This window comes from Rhizobium sp. PK7-22 (genome assembly GCF_056530405.1).
The window spans coordinates 2400028-2418048 of sequence record NZ_CP096514.1; the positions used below are offsets into that span (position 1 = coordinate 2400028).

Annotated in this window: 22 protein-coding genes; 9 read left to right on the forward strand and 13 right to left on the reverse strand. The window is 64.7% G+C overall.

Annotated features, from left to right (window positions below; translation table 11 throughout):
* The first annotated feature begins 19 nt into the window (after positions 1-19).
* On the forward strand, positions 20-274 hold the full coding sequence (locus M1E10_RS16465) for a hypothetical protein (protein ID WP_499173898.1): 255 nt from the start codon (positions 20-22) through the stop codon (positions 272-274).
* Between the two features lie 224 nt (positions 275-498).
* Here the strand turns inward: M1E10_RS16465 and M1E10_RS16470 are convergent, their stop codons facing one another.
* The 3 genes from M1E10_RS16470 to M1E10_RS16480 are packed head-to-tail and all read right to left on the reverse strand — an operon-like array spanning position 499 to position 2210.
* Entirely contained in the window at positions 499-1203 is a 705-nt protein-coding gene (locus M1E10_RS16470) for a retropepsin-like aspartic protease family protein (RefSeq protein ID WP_499173899.1), read from the reverse strand.
* Complete coding sequence (locus M1E10_RS16475) at positions 1200-1421, reverse strand: DUF1289 domain-containing protein (RefSeq protein ID WP_499177206.1); 222 nt, start codon at positions 1419-1421, stop codon at positions 1200-1202. Before M1E10_RS16475 ends, M1E10_RS16470 begins: the two co-directional genes overlap by 4 nt.
* Positions 1422-1439: 18 nt before the next feature.
* On the reverse strand, positions 1440-2210 hold the full coding sequence (locus tag M1E10_RS16480) for an adenosylcobinamide-GDP ribazoletransferase (RefSeq protein WP_499177207.1): 771 nt from the start codon (positions 2208-2210) through the stop codon (positions 1440-1442).
* Positions 2211-2316: 106 nt separating this feature from the next.
* Here M1E10_RS16480 and cobT point away from each other — a divergent pair, with 106 nt between their 5' ends.
* The 3 genes from cobT to M1E10_RS16495 all read left to right on the forward strand — a co-directional run bounded on the left by cobT (position 2317) and on the right by M1E10_RS16495 (position 4861).
* Entirely contained in the window at positions 2317-3333 is a 1017-nt protein-coding gene (cobT, locus tag M1E10_RS16485; RefSeq protein ID WP_499173900.1) for a nicotinate-nucleotide--dimethylbenzimidazole phosphoribosyltransferase, read from the forward strand.
* Between the two features lie 2 nt (positions 3334-3335).
* Positions 3336-3728, forward strand: coding sequence for a diacylglycerol kinase (locus tag M1E10_RS16490; RefSeq protein ID WP_499173901.1), 393 nt, complete (start codon positions 3336-3338; stop codon positions 3726-3728).
* A gap of 89 nt (positions 3729-3817) precedes the next feature.
* A complete protein-coding gene (locus tag M1E10_RS16495; RefSeq protein ID WP_499173902.1) occupies positions 3818-4861 on the forward strand; it encodes a hypothetical protein in 1044 nt (347 codons plus the stop codon).
* Here M1E10_RS16495 and M1E10_RS16500 read toward each other — a convergent pair.
* A complete protein-coding gene (locus M1E10_RS16500; protein ID WP_499177208.1) occupies positions 4858-6393 on the reverse strand; it encodes a sensor histidine kinase in 1536 nt (511 codons plus the stop codon). The two genes, M1E10_RS16495 and M1E10_RS16500, sit on opposite strands and share 4 nt — an antisense overlap.
* A gap of 121 nt (positions 6394-6514) precedes the next feature.
* Here M1E10_RS16500 and M1E10_RS16505 point away from each other — a divergent pair, with 121 nt between their 5' ends.
* From M1E10_RS16505 to M1E10_RS16515, 3 genes are all read left to right on the forward strand, one after another.
* Positions 6515-7078, forward strand: coding sequence for a thermonuclease family protein (locus tag M1E10_RS16505; protein ID WP_499173903.1), 564 nt, complete (start codon positions 6515-6517; stop codon positions 7076-7078).
* Positions 7075-7728, forward strand: a complete 654-nt coding sequence (locus tag M1E10_RS16510) for a uracil-DNA glycosylase family protein (RefSeq protein WP_499173904.1) — start codon at positions 7075-7077, stop codon at positions 7726-7728. Before M1E10_RS16505 ends, M1E10_RS16510 begins: the two co-directional genes overlap by 4 nt.
* Positions 7729-7794: 66 nt before the next feature.
* Positions 7795-8283 carry an Lrp/AsnC family transcriptional regulator gene (locus M1E10_RS16515; protein WP_499173905.1) on the forward strand — a complete coding sequence of 163 codons (489 nt, stop codon included), beginning with the start codon at positions 7795-7797 and terminating at the stop codon, positions 8281-8283.
* Positions 8284-8336: 53 nt separating this feature from the next.
* On the opposite strand, the gene M1E10_RS16520 is transcribed toward M1E10_RS16515, so the two are convergent.
* The 5 genes from M1E10_RS16520 to M1E10_RS16540 form a co-directional block, all read right to left on the reverse strand.
* Positions 8337-9026 (reverse strand): DNA alkylation repair protein, encoded by a 690-nt coding sequence (locus M1E10_RS16520; RefSeq protein ID WP_499177209.1) that lies wholly within the window; start codon positions 9024-9026, stop codon positions 8337-8339.
* The gene (locus M1E10_RS16525; RefSeq protein WP_499173906.1) at positions 9026-9895 is read right to left on the reverse strand and encodes an NAD(P)-dependent oxidoreductase; all 870 of its coding nucleotides are present in this window, start codon (positions 9893-9895) and stop codon (positions 9026-9028) included. The genes M1E10_RS16520 and M1E10_RS16525 overlap by 1 nt, the downstream gene beginning before the upstream one ends.
* Before the next feature lie 68 nt (positions 9896-9963).
* Positions 9964-10374 carry a CopD family protein gene (locus tag M1E10_RS16530; protein ID WP_499173907.1) on the reverse strand — a complete coding sequence of 137 codons (411 nt, stop codon included), beginning with the start codon at positions 10372-10374 and terminating at the stop codon, positions 9964-9966.
* 2 nt (positions 10375-10376) lie between these two features.
* Positions 10377-10937 carry a DinB family protein gene (locus M1E10_RS16535; protein WP_499173908.1) on the reverse strand — a complete coding sequence of 187 codons (561 nt, stop codon included), beginning with the start codon at positions 10935-10937 and terminating at the stop codon, positions 10377-10379.
* A 23-nt stretch (positions 10938-10960) separates the two neighbouring features.
* Positions 10961-11776 carry a methyltransferase domain-containing protein gene (locus M1E10_RS16540; protein ID WP_499173909.1) on the reverse strand — a complete coding sequence of 272 codons (816 nt, stop codon included), beginning with the start codon at positions 11774-11776 and terminating at the stop codon, positions 10961-10963.
* Positions 11777-11924: 148 nt separating this feature from the next.
* Here M1E10_RS16540 and M1E10_RS16545 point away from each other — a divergent pair, with 148 nt between their 5' ends.
* Positions 11925-12647 (forward strand): DUF2270 domain-containing protein, encoded by a 723-nt coding sequence (locus M1E10_RS16545; RefSeq protein ID WP_499173910.1) that lies wholly within the window; start codon positions 11925-11927, stop codon positions 12645-12647.
* Between the two features lie 28 nt (positions 12648-12675).
* Here the strand turns inward: M1E10_RS16545 and M1E10_RS16550 are convergent, their stop codons facing one another.
* From M1E10_RS16550 to M1E10_RS16565, 4 genes are all read right to left on the reverse strand, one after another.
* A complete protein-coding gene (locus M1E10_RS16550; RefSeq protein WP_499173911.1) occupies positions 12676-12942 on the reverse strand; it encodes an usg protein in 267 nt (88 codons plus the stop codon).
* A 122-nt stretch (positions 12943-13064) separates the two neighbouring features.
* Positions 13065-13895: an ABC transporter permease gene (locus M1E10_RS16555; RefSeq protein WP_499173912.1), complete on the reverse strand. Its 831-nt coding sequence runs from the start codon at positions 13893-13895 to the stop codon at positions 13065-13067.
* On the reverse strand, positions 13892-14674 hold the full coding sequence (locus tag M1E10_RS16560) for an ABC transporter permease (RefSeq protein WP_499173913.1): 783 nt from the start codon (positions 14672-14674) through the stop codon (positions 13892-13894). Before M1E10_RS16560 ends, M1E10_RS16555 begins: the two co-directional genes overlap by 4 nt.
* Before the next feature lie 111 nt (positions 14675-14785).
* Entirely contained in the window at positions 14786-15565 is a 780-nt protein-coding gene (locus tag M1E10_RS16565) for an ABC transporter substrate-binding protein (protein WP_499173914.1), read from the reverse strand.
* 351 nt (positions 15566-15916) lie between these two features.
* Between M1E10_RS16565 and M1E10_RS16570 the strand changes: the two genes are divergently transcribed.
* Complete coding sequence (locus tag M1E10_RS16570; protein WP_499173915.1) at positions 15917-17983, forward strand: OmpA family protein; 2067 nt, start codon at positions 15917-15919, stop codon at positions 17981-17983.
* Positions 17984-18021 lie beyond the last annotated feature (38 nt).

The window sequence follows — 18021 nt, forward strand, 5'->3', positions numbered from 1 at the left end:
GTGGATGAAGGAAAAGCACGTGCAGCCGAGACTCCAAGCGTTCCGGACCTCGATCTTCTCGCCCCAGGACATCAGCGTCATGCGCGACGCATTTCTGCTGGTGGTCATGGAGCGCCCACCCCAGGAGGCCTCAGCGGACGATGTTCCTTTGGGGCGGACCATCATCCGTCTCTACCGCATGGGATTGGTCGAGCCGATCAAGCTGGCTGCCGCGGCCGCTCTGCTGACCTCGTCCAAGGTCTTCTCCAACCCGGATCTGTTCCAGCTATCGTGACTGAGGGGAGCAGAGGCATGACGGTCGAGACCCGACGGCGGATTGTGGAGCGGGTGCTTGCGCGGCTGGAATCCCGTGGCGCCGAATTCGAGAAGGAACCGCAGTTCCTGTCCCATGTGGAAGACTGGGTCACGGGCACGATCGACATGGCTGAGCTGAGGGCACGCTATGTCGATCTCCTCCATTCCCGCCGCAATGGAGACAGCCGGGGAGCATCGCGACGGCTAGTCGGTGAGCCGCAGTTCGTCGGTCTGGATCTGCAGGGAGCCGAGCGTCGAGAGGAAGCTCATGCCGAGCAGGCTCTGGTCGAGCCTGTCCTCCTCGGCGACCATGGCACGGACGTCGCGGCGGACGATCGGACCGATTGAGATCTCCGACAGGCGAACCGGGGCTGCGCTGGCGCGGCCGTTCGCCGTCTGCACGACCACCGTGTAGGACAACTGCTGTGGGTTGAGCCCGATGCGCTCCGCGTCCGCATGGGAGAGGACGACGGCGCTGGCGCCTGTGTCGACGAGCATGTCGATCGACTGTCCGTTGACCTCCACCGGCGCCTGGAAATGCCCGCCCATTCCCCGATGGATGATGACGTCGCGCGTGCCGCCGCTGGTGCTGACCTCGACGGCGCTGCCGGGCATCAGCCCCGCCGACAGACGCGCGCCGACCTGCTGCAGGTCGAAGCGATAGAGATAGCCCGTCACCAGCGCCATGATGATCACCAGCCAGATGGCGATGTAGCGCAGGATCTGGGACAGGTTTCCTCGCTGTCCTGCAAGGATGCCGACAGAGAGCAGTCCGGCGATCGGCAGCAGGTAGATGATCTGGCCGAAATCCTCGTTGGCCATGCCGAAGGTCTGGCCGCTGTCGTGGTTGAAGACCAGCAGCACCAATCCGGCGCCGAGGACCAGCAGGATGAAGGTGAGGGCGTTCATTGCACAGCCCGTTCCCGCGCCAGCCGCTGGCGCTTCGTTTCACGACGTGGCTTGCGCTCGATCGTTTCAAGGCGCGCGGGCAGGGTGTCCATCACGGAGCGGCGCTCAGCATCGCTGAAGCCGATCCAGCCGGCGATCTCGCCGCGGGTGCGTCCGCAGCCGAAGCAGAAACCGGTCTGGTCGTCGATGGCGCAGAGAAGTACACAAGGCGAAAGCATGGGGGTCATATCGGCGGTTCAGACAGCGAGCGCAAGGGCGACGATAAACACGATCTCGCCAGCCTGCTGGGCCGCTCCGATGGTATCGCCCGTATGGCCGCCGATCCTGCCGCGGGCATGGCGGGTGAAGCCGGTGACGGCAAGCGCCGCGAGCGCCAGGGCGACCAGGAGGGGGAGGAGACCGATGGCGGGCAGCAGCAGGATCAGGCAGACGAGTGCTGCGCTGGCGAGCGCGACGTTGCGTGCTCCGGCTTCCGGGCTTCCCGCGCCGGCTGCAATTCCACCGACACGCGCCGGCGGCAGGGCATGCCAGTGGGCGACCATAAGGGCGCGACTGAGTGTCGCCGCCGCCACCAGCGCCAGGGCCGGCAGGGCAAGCGAGTGATGGGCGAGGGAAGCGAGCGCGCCGGCGCGCAGGCCATAGGACAGGATGAGGGCGATCACGCCGTAGCTGCCGATGCGGCTGTCCTTCATGATCGACAGGACGTTCTCCCTGTCGCGCCCGCCGCCAAAGCCGTCCGCCGTGTCCGCCAGCCCGTCCTCGTGAAGCGCGCCCGACAGCAGCGTCATCACCGACAGCGCGATCAGGGCGGCCAGCAGCGGCTCCGCCTCCCATTCCAGGAGCAGCCAGAGCAGCAGGGCCGCGGGCAGCGCCAGCACCAGACCCGCGAGCGGAAAGGCGCGAACGGCGCGACTGACGGTGCCGTCGTACCCCTCGAAGAAGCGCGACGGGATCGGCAGGCGGCTCAGGAAACCGAGCGAGCGGGCCAGGTCGGCCACGAAGTCCATCACGTTTGGCAGTTGTCCCTCCCGGAATGCCCGACTAAGAGAGCAGCAGCAAATCTTGATTTGCCGGTAAACACAAGCGCCGGCAGCAGACGAGAGAGAAGATCCCATGAGCATGAGCGGCCTGCCCTTCGACGATTTCCGAGCCCTGCTGCAGAATCTGCCCGGGCCGGACCCGCGCGCGCTGGTGGCGGCGCGCGAGCGCGACGCGCAGCTGACCAAGCCGCCGGGATCGCTGGGGCGGCTCGAGGAAATCGCCATGTGGCTGGCGGCCTGGACCGGGCGTCCCCCGGCGGTGACACGGCCACTGGTGGCGATCTTTGCCGGCAACCACGGTGTGACCAAGCATGGCATCACCCCTTATCCGTCCTCCGTGACCCAGCAGATGGTGGAGAATTTTGCAGCCGGCGGCGCGGCGATCAACCAGATCTGCGTCACCCATGACCTTGGCCTCAAGATCTTCGATCTGGCGCTCGACTATCCGACCGGCGACATCACCTGCGAGCCGGCTCTGTCGGAGCGCGACTGCGCCGCGACCATGGCGTTCGGCATGGAGGCGATTGCCGGCGGCACCGATCTTCTCTGCATCGGTGAAATGGGCATCGGCAACACGACGATCGCCGCCGCCATCAACCTGGCGCTCTACGGCGGCGAGGCGGAGGATTGGGTCGGCCCCGGCACCGGATCGCATGGCGAGCTGCTGGAGCGCAAGATCCAGGCGGTGAAGACGGCGGTGGCCTTCCACAAGGACCACCTGAGCAATCCGCTCGAGGTGCTGCGGCGGCTCGGCGGCCGCGAGATCGCAGCGATCGCCGGCGCCATTCTCGCCGCCCGGGTGGAGAAGATCCCGGTGCTGCTCGACGGCTATGTGGTGACGGCCGCCGCCTCGATCCTGAAGGCGGCCAATCCGGCAGCCCTCGATCACTGCCTGCTCGGCCACGTCTCCGGCGAGCCTGGCCACATGAGGGCGATCGAGATGCTCGGCAAGACACCGCTTCTGGCGCTCGGCATGCGGTTGGGCGAGGGGACGGGTGCGGCCCTTGCGGCCGGCATCGTCAAGGCGGCGGCCGCCTGCCATTCGGGCATGGCGACCTTCGAGCAGGCCGGCGTCAGCGCGGGGACCTGACCGTGGAACGGGCGCCGCAGGAGAGTGGGATCAAGAAGGCGAGCGGCCCGCGACGGCTGCTGGCCGCGACGCGCTACTCGATCCAGGGCCTGCGCCGCTGCTGGCAGGAGGAGGCCTTCCGCACGGAGGTTGTGGCCTTCCTGCTGGGTCTCGTGCTGTTTGCCGTGATCGGAGCCCAGCCTGAGGATTATCTCGTCTTCGTCATTCTGATGCTGGTGCTGTTTGCCGTGGAGGCGCTGAACACGGCCATCGAGGAGCTGGTCGACCGGATCTCGCCGGAGATTTCGACCGTCGGCCGCCACGCCAAGGACCTCGGCTCTTTCGCGGTGTTCTGCCTGTTGGGCGCCAACGGGCTGTTCGTGATGTGGTGCGTGTGGAAGGCACTGTTTGCCTGAGAGGCTGACTCCTCGGATACTATCGCGTGCATCTTGACATCTTGCCTCTTTAGAGTTGTATTAATCATCCATACAACTGGAGGTGATGCATGTTTCGGTTGCTGATGGGACGATGGGTTACAGACCGCGAATCTCGCCAGCGCGATCAGCATGCCGCGCTTCTGGCGCTGGTCGGGCTGCTTGGTTCACTCTTCACCGCGCTCTGCCTCGTGATGTCGCAGTTCCAGGGTGTCGCGGGTGCGATAGGGCTTGGCGGACTTATTCTCTTCGCCTCGGCATCGGGCGGCGCGGCTCTCGGCTTCCTGTTTTCCGTCCCGCGCGTACTTTCGAGCGGTAACGAAAAAGCCGCAGAGACGGGCGCTCCGACCGACAGCAATGCAAGGCGCCTGCTCTCGTCCAATACCAATCTGGAGCGGATATCGGAGTGGCTGACGACCATGATCGTCGGCGTCGGCCTCAGTCAGATCACGTCAGTCGCGGCGCATATAGAGGCGTTCACGGCGTTCCTGGCGGCCCGCAGCACACCCAACCTCGCGGCCGCCGGTCCGTTCATCCTGATGGTGGGGGTGGTCTCCGGGTTTGTCTTTCTCTACCTCTATACCCGGCTCTACCTGTCTCCGCTTTTCCTCCACGTCGAACGCCTGATCAGTCAGATCGGGCAGCAGGCGCTGCCTCTGGCGACGGAGGAGGTCAGGTCTATCGCCAAGGAACTTGCTGCCAAGGATGGCGGTTCGGTCATGAAGTTCATCGCCAATGTGGACCAGATAACCCTGGATCAGACACTGCATGTGATGGGTGCGCTTTTGTACGAAGAGGGCGGCTATCAGAGGGTGCTGAAGCTCGGCGAGGATCTGGAGGACACGCCAGCGACCGAGATGGCCCGCTTCTGGTATCTGCTGGCCGCAGCAAACGGTCAACGCTACCACAACCTCGTCGAGCGGAGCGCCTCCGAAGAGGAGAAGATGCAGGCGCGTCGGGCCGTCCTGGACGCCGGCCGCAAAGCCGTCACACTGGACCCCTCGTTCAAGCGCCGCCTGGCCGCGCTGACCAACAAGGATACGACCGATAACGATCTTCAGGATTTCGCCAACGATGCGGAGTTCCAGCGGCTCGTCGGGGGACGCGTGCCCTAGGCAAACGTCCGGCGTCGTCGCTGCACCGGTGCGGTGTCCTCGAAGGCCGGCAGGCTCTGGAGGACGCGGGTGGCGGGCAGGATGGCGATCGCCTCGGTGCCTTCGCGCAGCTTCGAGCGCAGGATGAACTGGCCGTCGTGCTTGGCGAGAATCGCCTGGACGATCGGCAGGCCGAGACCGGTGCCCTGTTCGGCACTCTTGATGGCGATCGAGCCCTGGCCGAAGGCTGACAGCACGATCGGGATTTCCTCTTCGGGAATGCCGGGGCCATTGTCCTTGATCGCCACATATTGCCCGCCGCCGGCCGTCCAGCCGACTTTGACGGTGACCTCACCGCCCTGCGGCGTGAACTTCACGGCATTCGACAGGAGGTTGAGGATCACCTGGCGGATCGCCTTCTCGTCGGCCCAGATCTGCGGCAGGGTCGGCTCGAACTGCTGATGGAAGCTGATGCTCTTGCCGCTGGCGCGCAGCTGTACCATGCCGATACAGTCCTCGGCGATCTCCAGCAGCGACAGGGCGTCTTCGTTCAGTTCGTAGCGGCCGGCCTCGATGCGCGACAGGTCGAGGATCTCGTTGATCAGGTCCAGCAGGTGTTGGCCGGAGCGGTGGATATCGCCGGCATATTCCCGGTAGGTGGGGTTGGACAGCGGGCCGAGCACCTCCGAATGCATCACCTCGGAAAAGCCGAGGATGGCGTTGAGCGGCGTGCGCAGCTCGTGCGACATCGAGGCGAGGAAGCGGGATTTCGCAAGGTTTGCCTCCTCGGCGCGCCGGCGGGCCTCGTCGGACATGGATTTGGCCACCTCCAGTTCGGCAATCAGCTCGTCCTTCTCCGACTGGTAGGACATCAGGGTGAGGTTCGACCTGTACTGGCGGTCGGCGATGTAGTGGAAGAAGACCACCGCGATGGCGCACATGGCCGTCATGCCGATATCGAGCATGTGGCGCGACAGGACGGCGGAGACCAGCAGCGTCGTGATCAGCGGCAGGAAGCCGAACAGCACGCCCTGGCGCAGCATGACGCCGTTCATGGCGCTGATCGAGATCGCCACAAGCAGCACCGCGCCCTTGTAGAAGTAGAAGCTTTCCCCGGCGCAGCTGTCGCAGCCCTGCAGCGAGAACAGCGCCCAGCTGCAGCCGACCAGGATCTGGCCGCAGAGCAGGCGCCTGCGCCAGGTGCCTGTGTTGAGTGTGGTGATCTCGATCCGGCTGGCGCGGCGCGCGGCCAGAACGTTGATGGCATGGATGCTGAGCGCGAGGAGCGCCCAGGCAATCAGGTTGGAGGCGGGATGGATGTAGAGGCCGATCGCCGTGACGACGGCAACGAAGATGGGCGTCACCAGCGCGCTCTGGAGCATGGCGTTGACATGCAGCGCCAGCGCATCGCGATCGAAGAACTTCGTGCTGTTGCCGGTGCTCTGGAGACGCTCACGGGTTGCGCGAACCGTCTTCGAGACCGCTCTGTTGCGGTTGCTTCGTGACAGGTCGACGATGTTCTTGTCGGCCGAGGTGCTGACGCCGTTACTCATAACCACTGGATCGATATCCCCAATGGTTGTGAGACTAGTCGGGAAATCTTAAGAAGATGCTGCCAGGCAAGGATTTGTTTGCCATTTCCCTGAAGCTTCTGTTCTTGATTAAGGCGGGATCGTGACATCAATCATTCGGAAACTGCGGGGTTCGGGCCTGCTGCTGGCCTTGGTCTTCCTCGGCGCGCTGCTCGCCGCCAAGCTCGACGACGTCGCGTCCCTGCGTCTCGACGGCCCCTTTGTGGCCATCGACGGCGATACATTGGCGGCGGGCGCGGAGCGGCTGCGGCTATTGGGGCTCGACGCGCCGGAGGCAAGTCAGGTCTGCCAGGACGCGGCCGGCGACGACTGGTCCTGCGGCGAGGAGGCGCGGGCGGCCCTCGAAAGCCTTAGTTCTGCCGCCTCGGTGGTGTGCAGCGGATCGGATAGGGACCGCTACGAGAGGCTGCTGGTGACCTGCCGCGACGGCACGCTCGACATCAACGCCGAACTGGTGCGCCTTGGCCAGGCCGTCGCCTCCGGCGACTATTCCGCGCAGGAGCGGGAGGCGCGCACGGGCAGGCAAGGGCTCTGGGCCGGCACGTTCGAGAGACCGAGAGACTGGCGGATACGGCACGGTATGATGGACGACCCGGCCGCCGCGGAAGGGTTGATGGCTTGGCTGAAAGGACTGTTCGGCGATTGACGGAGTTAGAGCACGCAGGGACGCCGGATGACGGGCTCGACGCTCTGCGCGCGGCGATCTCCGCCTGTCGGCTGTGCGTCGACGGTCCGGCCCGCGGACCGCAGGATCGCCTGCCGCATCTGCCGCGACCCGTCGCCGTCCTGTCGCGCAAGGCAAGGATCCTGATTGCCGGGCAGGCGCCGGGGCTTCGGGTCCACCAGAGCGGTCTGCCCTTCGACGATGCCTCGGGAGACCGGCTGCGCGGCTGGCTCGGGGTGACGCGCGAGGAGTTCTACGACCGGGACCGCTTCGCGATCGTGCCGATGGGCTTCTGCTTTCCCGGCTATGATGCCAAGGGCAGCGACCTGCCGCCGCGCCGCGAATGCGCGCCACTCTGGCGCCGGCCGGTGATCGACGCCATGCCGCAGGTTGAACTGGTGCTGGCGATCGGCCAGTATGCGCAGGCTTGGCACCTCGGCACCCGCCGGCGCAGCCGCATGACGGAGACTGTGCGCAACTGGCGGGAGTATGTCTTCGCCAACGAGGGGGCCCGCGTTCTGCCACTGCCGCATCCGAGCTGGCGCAACAGCGGCTGGCTGAAGCGCAACCCCTGGTTCGAGGAGGACGTTCTGCCCTTCCTGAAAGAGAGTGTGGATAGACTGGCGCGCTGAAACATAAAGCGCCCAAGTATGCTAAATGGAGCTATGCAGGAGAAAATCATTTCGAAAGACCGTGTGATGGATCGTCTCGACCGCAAAATCCTCCGTATCCTCCAGGAAGACTCGACGCTTGCCGTGGCCGATCTCGCCAAGAAGGTGGGGCTGTCGACGACGCCATGCTGGCGCCGCATCCAGCGCATGGAAGAAGACGGCGTCATCCGTCGCCGGGTGGCGCTGCTCGATCCGGTCAAGGTCAACACCAAGGTCACCGTCTTCGTCTCGATCCGCACCGCCAGCCATTCGGTCGAATGGTTGAAGCGCTTCTCCGAGGTGGTGGTGGATTTCCCAGAGGTCGTCGAGTTCTACCGGATGAGCGGCGACGTCGACTACCTGCTGCGCGTCGTGGTGCCGGACATCGCCGCCTATGACGCCTTCTACAAGCGGCTGATCGCCAAGATCGAGATCCGCGACGTCTCCTCCGTCTTCGCCATGGAGCAGATCAAATACACGACCGAACTGCCGCTCGACTACATGACGCTCGACAACCACAAGTCCGGCGAGGATTGAGTGCGGCTGCAGAAGGCAACGGACATGGTGATGTCCGCCGGGCGTCGCTGACCTCAGCCTTTCAGCCTTGCCAGAACCTTGTCGCTCCTCAATTCGCGCACCGCGTCCTTGCCGATCCAGCGGGCCGTCCTGTCGGACGAGGCGGCGAGGTTTTCGGCGAGCGCCAGGGCCGGGACATGGCAGACGCGGTTGCGCTTGCCGATATTGCGCAGCGCCCAGTTTACGGCCTTCCTGACGAAGTTTCGCGGGTCGCCGGCGTGCCTTTCGATCAGCGGTAGATAGGCGATAAAGGTCTCGTCCGGTTCCTGCTTGCTGTGCACGGTTGCTCCGGCGATCATGGCAAACGCAGTGCGGCGAACAAATTCCCGGTCGTCCTCGGAAAACTCCGCCACCAGATTCTGCCAGAAGGGCGTTTGGGTGAAGAGGTCGGCGGCGGTGTCGACAACCTCCCACGAGTTGAAATCGCCGGCCCAGGTGCGAACCTGTTCCTTCGTCAGTTGCCGAGGGTCGGCGGTGAGGATGGCCGCCATGCGCGCGTCGCGCAGTCCCGTCGACCAGAGAGCAAGCGCGCGCTCGTGATTGCGTTTAATTTGGCGGGCAATCGCCTGCATCTGCGGCGTGGTGATGCCGAGCGCCGTGGACGTGTCGATGCCGAAGCGTGTCATTCCGGCAATATTGCCGTCGTTGCGCAGCGTGTTCAGATGCGCAACGATGTCGTCTGCAGAGGATGCAGGCGTGAGGATCATTTTTGCAGGCGCGCCAGCAGGGAGGATGTGTCCCAGCGGTTGCCGCCCATCGCCTGGACGTCGCCGTAGAACTGGTCGACGAGGGCGGTGACCGGCAGCTTGGCGCCGTTGCGGCGGGCTTCGGCGAGCACGATGCCGAGATCCTTGCGCATCCAGTCGACCGCGAAGCCGAAGTCGTATTTCTCCTGGTTCATGGTCTTGTGGCGGTTTTCCATCTGCCAGGAACCGGCGGCCCCCTTGGAGATCACCTCGACGACCTTCTCGATGTCGAGGCCCGCCTGCTTGCCGAAATGGATGCCCTCGGCAAGCCCCTGGACGAGACCGGCGATGCAGATCTGGTTGATCATCTTGGTGAGCTGCCCGGCGCCGACGGGGCCCATCAGGCCGACCATGCGGGCATAGGCGTCGATGACGGGCTTGGCGCGGTCGAACACCGGCTGATCGCCGCCGCACATGACGGTGAGGACGCCGTTCTCCGCGCCCGCCTGTCCGCCGGAGACCGGCGCATCGATGAAGTCGACGCCCTTTGCCTTGGCGGCCTCGTAGAGTTCGCGGGCGACTTCGGCGCTGGCGGTGGTGTTGTCGATCAGAACCGCACCCGCCTTCATACCGGCGATGGCGCCGGTCTCGCCGATGGTGACGGAGCGCAGGTCGTCGTCATTGCCGACGCAGGTGAAGGCGAAATCGGCGTTGCGAGCCGCTTCAGCGGGTGTGGCGGCGGACGTGCCGCCGTATTTCTTCACCCACTCCTCGGCCTTGGCCGCGGTGCGGTTGTAGACGGTCACGTCGTGGCCGCCCTTTTCCCGCAGATGCCCGGCCATCGGGAAGCCCATCACGCCCAGACCGATGAATGCCACTTTCGCCATGTTTTTTGCTCCTCGATTGATAAGACAGACCTACCGGAAAGGCCGCAGGGCCTCAAGGCTTGGGGCCTCTAGAATGGCTTGACGACGGCCAGCAGCACGACGACGACGACCGAGACCAGCACGATCGGCATCCCGACGCGCACGAAGGCCGGCGGCTCGAGATGCGGGTCGGCTTCCATGCGGCGCAGCCACGCGCTCTGCATGCCGTGCAGTGCCGAGAGCATGACGACGATCAGGAGCTTCAGGTGCAGCCAGCCGCCGGAGAAGCCGACAAAGCCGAAGATCAGGATGAGGCCGAAGATCCAGGCGCCTGCCAGGCCAGCCGTGGTGACGCGCCGGTCATAGGGGCGCAGCACGGAGATGACGCCGGTGCGGATCGTGGGGGGCACCATGGCAATGACGAAGGCATTGATCAGCATGCCGCCGATCCAGACGATGTCGGATATGATGTGTAGTGACTGTACGACGGAATAAAGCATTGTCAGCTCCAGATGAGGGCTTCGGTAAAGCCGAGTTCGGTGAAGTCGGCCCGGCGGCGGGCCTGTTCGGAAGGGTCAGCGGGAAAGAATTCGTCCAACTGCGGCGGTGGCACCGAGGTGCCGGCGAGCATGGCATGCACCTGGCCGCGGTGGTGGACCTGATGCTGGAAGAGATGCAGCAGGATGCGGTCCGCGCTCTCGACCTGCACATGGGTCTGGCGCGGGATCTCGATGCTGGCCTCCAGCATCTCGCGGTCGAGCAGCCGACAGTGATCGATGAGGCGCCGGTCGGCGGCGCGCTGCTCGCGCTCCAGATCGGCGATCAGCGGGAAGGGGATCTCGGGCTCGAAGGCCCGGGCGCCGAGACAGTGGCCCTCGAGCGCGCTGATATAGAGCCAGTCCACCGTCAGGATGTGATTGAGCGTATGGATGATGGAGGGAAAGAAGCTTGTGCGCGGTGCTGCAAGCTCGTCCCGGCCCAGTGCCTTGCAGGCCTTCAGCAGGCGGTGGTTGGCCCAGGCATTGTTGTAGGCCTGGGCTAGAAAATAGCGCTCTGGCATCATGGGGGACCTCCTGTCCGGAGACCCTAGCCTTTGAACTTCGCGATGACCAGATGCCCGGGTGTCGGCTCCCCGTCCTGCATGCGCACGTTGATCGCGGTAATTTCCATGATCTCGAAGCCGGTCGCCGCAAGCCGCTCGCGGACATAGGTTTCCGAATGGGCAAAGCGCTGGTGCGGCCCGACCATGTAAGGACGGCCCGCCATCACGGTCTCGGGCAGCGTCTCGGAGGAGAACACGAAGAGGCCGCCGTCGAGCATGTTTTCCGCGGCGCCGAAGAACATCGGCTCCAGCGCTCCGAGATAGGGCAGCACGTCGGTGGCGGTGATCAGGTCGAAGGGCTCGTCGTCGTTGTCTTCCAGAAAATCCTCGACTTCGCCAACGTAGAGCGTCTCGTAAAGGTCCTTCTCGTGGGCGATCTCGATCATGTTCTCCGAGATGTCGAGGCCGGTGATGTCGTCGACCATGTCGCGCAGCGTGCCGCCCGTCAGGCCGGTGCCGCAGCCGAGATCGAGCATCCGCTTGAATGGTCCAAGCTCGAGTTCCTGCAGGCGCTGGCGCACCATCACGGGGACCGCATAGCCCAGCTGCTCGACGAGGATGTCCTCGAAGCTCTCGGCGTGCTGGTCGAACAGCGTTTCGACGTAGGCGTCCGGCGCCCTGGGCGGTGCTTCGCCGCGTCCAAGCGAGGCGATGCGCACGGCCGCACCACCGTGGTCTTCCGGATCGATCTCCAGAACCTCCCGGTAGGCTGCTACGGCCGCATCGATGTCGCCGGCCTTTTCGAGCCCGAGCGCGCGGTTGTAGGCTTCGGCCAACGCCTCTTCATCGATCTTCTTCATGGTGCATCTCCGTGTAAACCAGCCGTTTAGGCCTAGAGCGCCGCTTTGGCAATGTCGCGAGGCATCACATCGGCGCGGAACATGGGGATGTGCGGCCTCGTTCAACCTGTACAATCGGCTCGCCATCCGGCGCGTGGGAGAAGAGATCATGTCCACAAACCAAGCCCAGACAGCCCTGGAGGAGAACATCGAGCGCCGGGCGCCGTCGCTGCCGATCACCTCGGCCGAAAAATCCAACATGATCATTCACTACTATCGCGGCGAGATCGGCCGGATGACGAGCTGGCGCGACCGCATCGACCGGACCACCAACTGGGCGATCACGGTGGTGGCCGCGCTGCTCTCGGTGTCGCTGTCGACGTCGTCTTCGCACCACGGCGTTGTGCTGTTTGGCATGTTGCTGGTCTCGCTGCTGCTGCTGATCGAGGCCCGGCGCTATCGATTCTTCGACGTCTACCGCGCCAGGGTGCGCAAGCTGGAGCGCTATTACTTCGCACAGGCGCTCTATCCGGATGGCGACCTGGAGCCGGACTGGGCCGAGGCGATCGCCAAGAGCCTGCGCGACCCGAGCTTCCTCATGAGCTATCGGGAGGCGCTGTACCGGCGGATCCGTCGCAATTACTCGTGGATGTATCTGATCCTGCTGCTTGCCTGGGGACTGAAGATCTCGACGCCGAAACTGCTGCCGGACGGCGAACAGGCGGACGTGGTTTTCTCCTGGCAAGAGGCAGTTGCCAATGCCGCCTTCGGTCCGCTGCCGGGATGGACAGTCCTGGCAGGGGTGGTCGTCTTCTACGGCTTCGTCTTCTTTGCCTCGCTGCATCAGGCCTCCGACGAGGGCGAGCTTGCCCACGGCGAGGTGCATGTGTGACGGTTGTGGCCGTGACGGTGCGGGCGTGTCAGTGCAGGATGAATTCGCCCTTCAGTGCGCGCCATTCGCTGGCGGAGATCATCTTGTGGTGAACGTAGCGGACGGAGTGCAATGGCCCGTCCAGCGTCTCCTGCCAGAACTTCAGGAACCCCTTCATCTGGGGGAAATCCGGGGCAAGATCATACTCCTGCCAGAGGTAGCTCTGCAGGAGGATGGGGTGGTCCGGCAGGCGATAGAGGATCTCGGCGGTGGTCAGGCCGTAGCCCTTCAGCATCATTTCCATTTCGGTGTTCATGGTCGTTCCCGCTCTTCTTGTCGCGACGACGCAGTTTGCGTCATCCACAGGAGAACATCGAGCGGTTAACGATTTCTTGAAAGGTGGGCGCCTAGACGCTCTGTCCCCGATCCGGCGAGGCCTCAGCGCTTCAGGTGGCGGGTGAGCCTGGCCTCCAGGAGCGCCCAGATCTGGCGCAGCGTCTCGACGATGGCGAGGTAGAAGATCGCCGCCCAGAGATAGGTCTGGTAGTCGAAGGTGCGCGAGAAGGCATAGCGGGTCTCGCCCATCAGGTCGTAGACGGTGACGACGGCCACGACGGCGGAGCCCTTGATCAGCAGCACGATCTCATTGCCATAGGGGCGCAGCGCCACGATCAGCGCCTGCGGCAGGACGATCTTGCGGAAGGAGACCGCTCTGGAGATGCCGAGCGCTGCCGCACCCTCGTGCTGGCCACGCGGCACGCTCTCGATGGCACCGCGCAGGATTTCCGCCTGATAAGCGGCGGTGTTGAGGGTGAGCGACAGCAGCCCGCAATACCAGGCCTCCCGGAAGAACCACCAGAGGCCGACCGATTCCAGCTCCGCCCGGAAACCGCCGAGGCCGTAGTAGATCAGGAAGAGCTGGGCGAGCAGCGGCGTGCCGCGAAAGACGTAGACGTAGGAATAGGCGATGGCGCCGATTACGCGGTTCTGCGACATGCGCGCAAACGCCAGCGGCAGCGACAGGATGGCGCCGAGGATCACGGCGATCCCGACAAGCGACACAGTTGTCCAGAGACCCGAGAGGTAGCGCGGGCCGTAGCGCAGGAACTTGGCTTCATCCCAGCCGGTGATCACCAGCCAGACCATGGCGACCGCGAGCGCCGCCCAAATCGCCAGGATGGTGAGCGCGGTGACGCGGGAGGCGTTCAGTGGTTTGGACGGCGCGGGCGGCGCGGGACGCGGGGCGATCAGCTCGCGGGAATAACTCATCGGCGCACCTCGCCGCGCCGCGCCCAGCGCTCGATGAAGCCGAGGCCGAAGGAGGAGATGATCGCCAGTACCAGATAGAGGAGACAGGCGAGGAAGTAGAAGAAGAAGGCTTCCTTGCTGACCCGCGCGGCGATCCCGGTCTGCCGGACGATGTCGGAGAGGCCGACGATCGAGACATAGGCGGTGTCCTTGAGCAGGATCATCCAGAGATTGCCAAGGCCGGGCAAGGCGATGCGGATCAACTGCGGCAGGACGACAAGCATCATCGTCTGCCCGCGGCCGAGCCCGAGCGCGTCGCCCGCCTCGTACTGGCCCTTGGGAATGGCCCGGAAAGCGGAGAGCAGCACTTCCGAGGAATAGGAGGAGAAGACGACGGCGAGCGCGATCATGCCCGCCACGAAGGCGTTGATCTCGACGCGCTGCTCGAAGCCTGCCCAGGCAAATACCGCCTGGATGAGGATCTGCAGGCCGTAATAGACGATGAACAGCGTCAGCAGTTCCGGCAGCCCGCGGAAGATCGTCGTGTAGATGCCGACGGCGGCGCGCAGCAGCCTGTCCTGCGACTGCGCCGCCAGAGCGATCAGAAAGCCGAGAACCAGGCCGATCGGCAACGTGGCGACGGCAAGCGTGACGGTGACCTTGACGCCAAAGGCGATTTCATCGCCCCAGCCTGCGTCGCCGCAGGCGACCACGGTACCCCGTGCCAACAGCGAGAAGATGCCGACAGGTCCGCAAAACGGATCGAGCGCCGTGGCGAGGGCGGAGAACCATCCGCTCATCAAACTGCTTTCCCCTTGCGGCTGTGCCGCTTGTTATCGTTGACCTGTTGTAGAAAGAAAATTGGCGGAAGGGCAAGCCTTCCGCCAACAATGGCTTTCGCAGTCCGTGCCTTATTCGCCGTAAACGTCGAAGTCGAAGTACTTGTCGTTGATTTCCTTGTACTTGCCGCTCTCGCGGATGGCGAGGACGGCAGCGGAGAAGCGGTCGGCGAGTTCCGTCTCACCCTTGCGCACGGCAATCCCTGCGCCCTGGCCGTTGATTTCTTCATCGACCGGCAGCGCACCCAGCACCTTGCAGCAGGCGCCGGCGTCCGACTTCACCCACTCCGAGAGCACGACGATGTCGTCGATGACGGCATCGACGCGACCGTTCTCGATGTCGAGCTTGTACTCGTCGGCGGTTGGATAAAGCTTCAGGTCCGATTCCGCCATGTGCTTTTCGGCATAGTTGGCGTGGGTCGTGGAGCCCTGGGCGCCGAGTGCCTTGCCGGCCAGTGCCTCGGGCGTGGCTTCCTTGATGTCGCTATCCTTCGGCACGGCGATCGCCGGCGGGGTGTTGTAGTACTTCTTGGAGAAGTCGACCTGCTCGAGGCGTTCCGGGGTGATCGACATGGAGGCGATGATGGCGTCGAACTTCTTCGACTGCAGCGCCGGAATGATGCCGTCCCAGTCGTTGGTGACGAACTCGCAGGTGACCGTCATCTGTTCGCAGAGCGCCCGGGCGATTTCAATGTCGAAGCCGGTGAGCGTGCCGTCGGACTCCAGACTGTTGAAGGGCGGATACGCGCCTTCCGTGCCGATGACGATCTTTTCCTGAGCCGATGCGGAACCGGAGAACAGGGCAACCGCAGCAATCGATGCGGCGGCGAAGAAGTGAGTGGCGATACGCATGATGATCCTCTCTGTTGGTGGCCGGCATGGCTGTTGATCTTGTCGTCTCCATGCCTGGCGGGCCCGGAGCATGCTCCGACCATCCGTTTTTTAGATACCGGGCCGGATGAAAATGCAACGGCATTTTACGTGCACTGCGCCACCGGAACGGCCCCACCGCACCTTCTCGAGGGGAGGCGGCAACACGCAATCGTCGCGTCAGAGCCATTCACACGGGGTTCAGGCACGGCAGGGCAAGTTCAGCCGGAACAAAAGCAGGAGCGCCCCGTTTCGGCTCCGCGCTAGATGCGCCGACGTCCGGCAACAAGGACGCGGGAAGAAGGGATGACATCCCAAGTCGAGGAGATATTGATGTCAATTAAATCCAGACTGTTTGCCAGTGTCGCAGCGCCGCTCGTGTCGCTGCCGCTGATGATGCAGCCGGCATTTGCCGTACCACCGAAGACCGCCATTCCGGCCGCCAGCACAGGCGATGTCATTCGCGTCCAGGGCTCCGTGATCCTGCCGCCGGGTGCTGTTCCGGAAGAGGAACAGGCGCCGGCAGAAGCACCCGCCGAAGAAGCACCCGCAGAAGAAGCGCCTGCAGAAGAGGCGCCAGCCGAGGCTACCCCGGAACCCGCTCCGGAAGTAATTCAGGAAGCGCCGGCCGAAGTGCAGCCAGAGGCACCGGCACCCGAGCCGGAAGCCGTGCCGACGCCCGAGCCCGAGCCAGAGCCGGAGGCGGCGCCCGAGGCCGCACCGGAGCCAGAGGCCGCTCCAGAAGAAGCACCAGCCGAGGCTGCGCCAGAAGCAGCCCCTGCCGAGGAGGCTCCTGCAGCAGAGACTGCGCCTGAGGCCGACGAGGCTCCAGCGGAAGAACAGGCTCCGGCTGCGACCAGCGAGCAGCCTGCCGAAGGGACGGCACCGGCCAGCGAAGAGACCGCTCCGACATCTGAGAGCACGCAACAGCCTGCAGAGGCTCCTGCGGCTGACGCTCCGGTCGTGCTGCCGGAAGGCGAAGCTCCGGCCACCGCAACGGAAGGCGCTACCGAAACGGCTCCGGCCGATGGGACGACCGGCGCCCCGGCGCAGACCACCACCGAGGGTGCTGCCGCACCAGAGGCAGGTCAAGCCGCACCGGCCGGCCAGCCTCCGGTTGCAACGACAACGGAAGATGTGCAGCGTGCCCAGCAGATCGCCGACGATCCGTCTGCTGCCCAGGAAGGCGAGACAGCCGTCCTGCCGGTCGAGAATGGCGCTGCCGTACTCGACAGCCAGAAGGAAACCGCACCGGTTGCAACCGCCCCGGCCGGCACGACAGCCGCACCGGCTGACGGCAGCACAGCCCCGGCTCCTGCTCAGGCACCCGCACAGGCCTCTGCGCCCGTCGCCGCACCAACCTCCGATGCCGAGGCGCAGGCTCCGATGCAGGCGCGACAGCGGTCCGAGTTTCGTGCCTCCACCGCTGAAGCCGGCGAGCGCATCGATGGTCGTCCGGAATACCGTCGCACTGAAGGCTGGGGTTATCGGGACGGCGACCGTGACAGGCGGGACGGCGACCGTCGTGACGGACGCCGCGACCGCGACGGCCGCGATGATCGCGGTGGCGAAGCCCGCATCATCATCTCGATCGGTGAGCGGCCGGTGGTCTACCACGACGATACGTCGCGCTTCTACGGCGACGACGGCGACGTCTACTACGAACGTCTGCCGGGTGAGCGTTATCGCGAGGTCGTGGAACGGCCGGGCGGCGTGCAGGTGGTGACGATCCGCAACAGTTCCGGTTCCGTTGTTCAGCGTTCGCGCATCGTGGATGGCGAGGAATACGTGCTCTACTATGCACCGGAGCTTTACGAAGATGCCGACTACGTCTGGCGTGATCCGGCCCTCGACCTGCCGCCGATGCGCCTTAGCGTGCCGCTCGACCAGTACATCATCGACACATCGAGCAATCCGGACCGTGACTACTACGAGTTCCTGGACCAGCCGCCGGTCGAACAGGTGGAACGTGTCTACTCGCTGGATGAGGTCCGCCACTCGGCCCGTATCCGCGACAAGGCGCGTCGCATCGATCTCGACACGGTCAAGTTCGCGACCGGCAGTGCCGAAATTCCGATGAACGAGGCAAGCTCGCTGCGCAAGGTCGCCGAAGCGATGAACAAGATCCTGGAGGAGAACCCGGCGGAAACCTTCCTGATCGAAGGCCACACCGACGCGGTCGGTTCGGACGAAAGCAACCTGATCCTCTCCGACGAGCGGGCGGAATCGGTTGCCGTGGTCCTCACGGACGCCTTCGGTATTCCGCCGGAAAACCTTGCGACCCAGGGTTACGGCGAGCGCTTCCTGAAGATCCGTACCGAAGGTCCGGAACAGGACAACCGCCGCGTCACCATCCGGCGCATCACGCCGCTGGTGAAGCCGGTCGCTTCCAACCAGTAAGCAGTGCAACATCACGAACAGAGGCCGCCGGAGCGATC